Raw genomic sequence first — 5,913 nt, forward strand, 5'->3', positions numbered from 1 at the left:
TTCGCCGAATGGCCTTGTTGCTGGGGCTTCGGACTTGAACCAGACCGCGTTCGCTCAGTATCCGCGACGATCGCCGTATCGCGGACCGCCGCCAGTTGTCTATGCGCCGCCTCCGCCGGTGTATGCGCAACCCGCGATCGTGATCGGCTGGCATGGCGACCGTTATTACGACGGCCGCCGCTACTGGGCACGCGACGACTGGTATCGACATCATGGCGGCGGTCCGCGATACGGCGATCGTCGCGGATACTGAGCGAACGCGGTCTGGTTCAAGTCCGAAGCCCCAGCAACAAGGCCATTCGGCGAAAGCCGGATGGCCTTTTATACAAGTTGCGCGGCAGCGATCCTCGCCGCTGTCCGCCGTCTTCCTGTACGTAACAAAGAGTAAGCTTTCCACAGACGATATCACTCGTCACCGAACAACTTACAAAGTTGAAATACTGGATTGGTCTCGATCCGCTATATTCGCTTCCACCTGAACAATGACGGCCCGAGGCGCGCCTTTACACATGAATACGACCAGAAGCATCCGCAGTCTTGCAGGCATTGCCGGCATTTGCCTCATCACCTTGTCCGGCGCGGCCCACGCGGGCGGCGTGCACTTGGGTATCAATATCGGCATTCCTGCACCCGTCTACGTTGCGCCGCAGCCGTATTACGCGCCGCCGCCCCCGCCGGTCGTTTATCAGCCGGCGCCTGTGTACGCACCGCCCCCGGTTGTGATCGGGTGGTATGGAAACCGGTACTACGATGGACGGCGTTACTGGGCTCGCGACGACTGGTATCGGCATAATGGCGGCGGTCGGGGCTACTACGGTGGTCCGCAGCATGGCCATGGCGGCGGGGGCGGTGGAAATGGTCACGGCGGCGGTCACGGAAACGACCACCGCAGATAACTCCTCGCGCGATCCACAATACAAAAGGCCGTCCCGGTAAAACGGGACGGCCTTTGCATTTGCTGTAAGACCAAGGCTTCCGATCGACGAATTACTCCGCCGCAGCCAGAGGTGTCATGCCGCCAACCACCGCGTTGAAGCCGCTGTCGACGTGAATGATCTCCGCGCTGACGCCGCCCGCAAGATCTGACAGCAGGAACGCCGCGACGTTGCCGACCTGGTCGATGGTCACATTGCGCCGTAACGGCGCGTTGTTTTCGACGAATTCCAGGATCTTGCCGAAGCCCTTGATGCCGCTTGCCGCCAGCGTCTTGATCGGGCCGGCCGAGATGCCGTTCACGCGCACGCCTTTTCCGCCCAGAGATTCCGCCAGATACCGCACGCTCGCTTCCAGCGATGCCTTCGCGAGACCCATGGTGTTGTAGTTCGGGATCGCACGCTCCGCGCCCAGGTAGCTGAGCGTGAGCAAGGAAGCATCGGGGGAAAGCATCGACTGGGCGGCTTTTGCGAGCGCCGGGAAGCTGTACGCCGAAATATCGTGGGCGATGCGGAAGTTCTCACGCGTCATGCCATCGAGGAAATTGCCTGCAATCGCTTCGCGCGGCGCAAAGCCGATGGAATGCACGAGACCGTCGAGCGTGTCCCAGCGTTCCTTGAGCGACGTGAAAAGGGCATCGATGTCCTCGTCGCTTGCCACGTCGCAAGGAAATATGAGATCGCTGCCGAATTCCGTCGCGAACTCGGTGATGCGATCCTTGAAGCGCTCGCCTACGTACGTGAATGCGAGTTCGGCGCCTTCACGCTTGCATGCCGCCGCAATGCCATAGGCGATCGACCGGTTCGACAACAAGCCCGTCAGCAAAATCCGTTTTCCAGCGAGAAATCCCATGAATGCTCCTTAAGAAGTCAGTATTGCGCCTGCCCCGAATGATGGCGCGATTGCGGGCGCGAGAAGCCTGTGCGCCTCGTTACAATGCCCGGGACAGTTGTTTTAAGTAGAATTCTCTCACACTGCCGCGGCTCGGCCGCGGGTTGAGCAGGCATTGCCGGACGATGCTTGCCGGACGTTTTCAATCATCGTTGCAATGGTACGCATAAAGGCACTCATGACGACTGGCTCCCGACGGGTCCTCGGTCCACTGTTCGCAGGTTTGGCTGTTGCCTTCGGCGCACTCGCGGTTTCCCATCCGGCATTCGCCGTGTATGCCATCGCGCAGTATGGCGAGCCGAAATACCCGGCCGGTTTCAAGCACTTCGATTACGTCGATCCTGACGCGCCGCGCGGCGGCACGCTCGTCCTTGCCAATCCCAACCGGCTGACGAGCTTCGACAAGTTCAACCCCTTCACGCTGCGCGGCAACTCGGCGCCCGGTCTCGGCTTCATGTTCGAGAGCCTGACGACGGGAAGCCTCGACGAAGTATCGACCGCCTATGGTCTTCTCGCCGATGACATCAGCGTCGCGTCCGACGGCCTCTCAGCCACGTTCCATATCAATCCGAAAGCGAGGTTCTCGAACGGCGATCCCGTCACGGCCGACGACGTCAAGTACTCGTTCGAGACGCTCAAGAGCCCGCAGGCAGCGCCACAGTATTCGGTGTACTTCGGACAGATTTCGCGGGCGGTGATTGTCGATCCGTTGACGATTCGCTTCGAGTTCAAGGAGCGCACGCGCGAGATGCCGTTCATCGCGGGCGGGATTCCGGTGTTTTCGCGCAAGTGGGGCATGAAGCCGGACGGAAGCCACGTGCCGTTCGATCAACTCGCGTTTCAGAAGCCCATAGGCAGCGGACCGTATCTCATCGAGCAATACGACAACGGCCGCACGATCACTTACAAGCGCAATCCGGCGTATTGGGGCAACGCGTTGCCCGTGCGCGTCGGCACGTATAACTTCGAGCGCATCAACTACAAGCTGTATTCGGATGGCGTTGCACGGCTGGAAGCGTTCAAGGCCGGCGAATACGATGCGCTCGTGGAGTACATCGCGCGCAACTGGGTACGGCGTGACATCGGCAAACGCTTCGATAACGGCGAACTGGTCAAGCGCGAATTCCGCAATCACAACGGCACGGGCATGCAGGGGTTCTTCATCAATATCCGCCGCCCCTTGTTCAAGGACGTGCGCGTGCGGCAGGCCATCGATCTGGCCTTCGACTTCCAGTGGCTGAACCGGCAATTGTTCTTCAACCAGTACACGCGCATCGACAGTTTTTTTGCCAACACGGATCTCGCGGCGACCGGCATGCCGAGCGCGGGTGAACTGGCGATCCTGTCGCCGCTGCGCGCGCAACTCGACCCGGCGGTCTTCAGCCCGATGGTGAAGCAGCCCAGCACCGATGCCCCCGGCTCCCTGCGCGCAAACCTGATCAGGGCGCGCCAGCTCCTCGCCGATGCCGGCTGGACGTATCGCGACGGCGCGTTGCGCAACGCGAAGGGCGATCCGTTCGTGTTCGAGATACTCGACGACTCGGGCGGCGGCGCATCAATGGAACCCGTCGTAGCGACGCTCCAGCGCAACTTGCAGAAGCTCGGGATCGTGGCGAACTTCCGCACGGTGGATTTCGCTTTGATCCAGAAACGGCTCGACGCGTTCGACTTCGACGTCACGAGCATCCGCATGCCCGATGTGCAGATTCCGGGCACGGAGCAGGAGACGCGGTTCGGCAGCAAATCGGCGGATCAGCAGGGTTCGGATAATTACATCGGCTTGAAGTCGCCGGCGGTCGATTCGATCGTGCATACGCTGATCGGCGCGCAGACACGCGAGCAGCTTCTCGATTCCACCCATGCGCTCGACCGTGTGCTGATGCACGGCTACTATGTGATCCCGCATTGGTACACGGCGTCGCACCGGGTCGCTTATCGCAACACGCTCGCGTATCCAGCGACCTTGCCGCTCTACTACACCGCCGAGGACTGGATCACATCCACGTGGTGGTTCAAACCCGCGCAGCCGACCGCGCAGTAAATCAAAGCATTCAACCGGAGCGCCGCTTATGTGGAGCTACATCCTAAAACGCATCTTGCTGATGATCCCGACCTTGCTCGGTGTCCTCACGCTCACGTTCGCCGTGATCCAGTTCGTGCCGGGCGGACCGGTCGAGCAGGCCGTGCATGAACTGCGGCGCGGGGAGCAGGGCACGAGTTTCGGCATGCGCCAGCATACCGGCGTGGACGCGCAACAAGTCGCGCAACTCCGCGCGCTATACGGCTTCGATAAACCCCCGCTCCAACGCTACTTCCTGATGCTCGGCCGTTTCGCGCGCTTCGACCTTGGCGATAGTTATTTCCGGCATCAAAGCGTGTGGTCGCTGATCGTATCGAAACTGCCGGTGTCGATCAGCATCGGCTTGTGGACGTTTTTTATTACCTATCTGATATCGGTGCCGCTCGGCATTGCAAAGGCGGTGCGCAATGGCTCCACATTCGATGTGACCACCAGCTTGCTCGTACTGATCGGCTTCGCGATTCCGGGTTTCGTGCTCGGCGTGTTGCTGCTCGTGCTCTTCGGTGGCGGCTCGTTCTGGCAACTGTTTCCGCTGCGCAATCTCACTTCCGACAACTGGGCGACCCTTAGTCTTGGCGGGAAAATCGCGGACTACCTGTGGCATATCACGTTGCCGATCATTGCATCGGTAGTCGGCAGTTTCGCCGTGATCACGATGCTGACAAAGAATGCTTTTCTCGATGAAATCCGCAAGCAATACGTTCTGACTGCGCGGGCAAAGGGCTTGTCCGAGCGCACGGTGCTGTGGAAGCACGTCTTTCGCAACGCATTGCTGCCGTTGATCGTAGGATTTCCCGGCGCGTTCATCGGTGCGTTTTTCACGGGCAGCTTGCTGATCGAAACGCTTTTTTCACTCGATGGACTCGGCCTGCTTTCATACGAATCCGTCGTGCGGCGTGATTATCCGGTCGTGCTCGGCACGTTGTACTTGTTCACGCTGATCGGACTTGCCACCAAGCTCATCTCCGACCTCTGTTATGTGTGGGTCGACCCGCGCATTCAATTCGAACAACTGGAGCGTTGAGTTGAACCAGTCCATGCTCCGCACGCCCCGCGACAGCGACGCAAAACCATTGAGTGCGCCTGTCTCGACCACGCCCGGACGACGCGTCTGGCAGCGCTTCAAACGCAACCGGCTCGGTTACTGGAGCCTCGTGATCTTCGTGATCGCGTTTGCAATCAGCCTGGCCGGACCGTTATGGTCCAACGACAAACCCCTGGTCGTTCGCTATCAGGGGCAGCTCTATTTTCCGCTGGTGAGGACGTATTCGGAAACCACCTTCGGCGGTGACTTCCCGACACCCGCCGATTACCTCGACCCGTACATTCGCGACCGTTTCAGCGAGGGCAGCAACTTCGCCGTCTATCCGCCGAATCACTACTACTACGACACGCTGAACTACTTTTCGAAGGGCTCGAACCCGGCGCCGCCATCGCGCGAAAACTGGCTCGGCACCGACGACCGCGGCCGCGATGTATTCGCGCGGCTTCTCTACGGATTCCGCGTCTCGGTGATCTTCGCGCTGGTGCTGACCGCAATCGGCACTGTGCTCGGCATGCTGGCCGGCGCGGTACAGGGTTACTTCGGTGGACGCACCGACCTGACCGGGCAGCGCCTGATCGAAATCTGGAGCGCGCTGCCCGAGCTTTATTTGCTGATCATCTTTGCGTCCATCTTCGAGCCGAGTTTGCTGCTGCTCGTCGTGCTGCTTTCGCTTTTCGGATGGATAGGCTTGTCCGATTACGTGCGCGCCGAGTTCCTGCGCAACCGCACGCAAGACTATGTTCGCGCGGCGCGGGCGATGGGGTTGTCGAATGCGCAGATCATCTGGCGGCATATCCTGCCCAACAGCCTCACACCCGTTATCACGTTCCTGCCGTTGCGCCTGATCGAAATCTGGAGCGCGCTGCCCGAGCTTTATTTGCTGATCATCTTTGCGTCCATCTTCGAGCCGAGTTTGCTGCTGCTCGTCGTGCTGCTTTCGCTTTTCGGATGGATAGGCTTGTCC

At 60.1% G+C, this 5,913-nt stretch carries 5 protein-coding genes and 1 pseudogene; 5 read left to right on the plus strand and 1 reads right to left on the minus strand.

The window, feature by feature from the left end; genetic code table 11:
- Positions 1–253, plus strand: a pseudogene (locus ACRXB1_RS28440) (hypothetical protein); the annotation flags it as partial.
- Positions 254–509: 256 nt separating this feature from the next.
- Positions 510–896, plus strand: coding sequence for a hypothetical protein (locus tag ACRXB1_RS28445; RefSeq protein WP_061999103.1), 387 nt, complete (start codon positions 510–512; stop codon positions 894–896).
- 91 nt (positions 897–987) lie between these two features.
- Here the strand turns inward: ACRXB1_RS28445 and fabI are convergent, their stop codons facing one another.
- Positions 988–1,785, minus strand: coding sequence for an enoyl-ACP reductase FabI (fabI, locus tag ACRXB1_RS28450; RefSeq protein ID WP_449493930.1), 798 nt, complete (start codon positions 1,783–1,785; stop codon positions 988–990).
- A 217-nt stretch (positions 1,786–2,002) separates the two neighbouring features.
- Here fabI and ACRXB1_RS28455 point away from each other — a divergent pair, with 217 nt between their 5' ends.
- From ACRXB1_RS28455 to ACRXB1_RS28465, 3 genes are all read left to right on the plus strand, one after another.
- On the plus strand, positions 2,003–3,865 hold the full coding sequence (locus ACRXB1_RS28455) for an extracellular solute-binding protein (RefSeq protein ID WP_449493931.1): 1,863 nt from the start codon (positions 2,003–2,005) through the stop codon (positions 3,863–3,865).
- Between the two features lie 28 nt (positions 3,866–3,893).
- Positions 3,894–4,928, plus strand: a complete 1,035-nt coding sequence (locus tag ACRXB1_RS28460) for a microcin C ABC transporter permease YejB (RefSeq protein ID WP_061999106.1) — start codon at positions 3,894–3,896, stop codon at positions 4,926–4,928.
- 13 nt (positions 4,929–4,941) lie between these two features.
- The coding region (locus ACRXB1_RS28465; protein WP_449493932.1) for an ABC transporter permease subunit at positions 4,942–5,913 on the plus strand (972 nt) is incomplete at its 3' end.

The sequence above is a fragment of the Caballeronia sp. M23-90 genome, from assembly GCF_053574605.1.

Bases quoted from the DNA above. Each gene is read 5' to 3' on its own strand.
- ACRXB1_RS28455 (WP_449493931.1), top strand. From the start codon at position 2,003: ATGACGACTGGCTCCCGACGGGTCCTCGGTCCACTGTTCGCAGGTTTG.
- ACRXB1_RS28460 (WP_061999106.1), top strand. From the start codon at position 3,894: ATGTGGAGCTACATCCTAAAACGCATCTTGCTGATGATCCCGACCTTG.
- fabI (WP_449493930.1), bottom strand. From the start codon at position 1,785: ATGGGATTTCTCGCTGGAAAACGGATTTTGCTGACGGGCTTGTTGTCG.
- ACRXB1_RS28445 (WP_061999103.1), top strand. From the start codon at position 510: ATGAATACGACCAGAAGCATCCGCAGTCTTGCAGGCATTGCCGGCATT.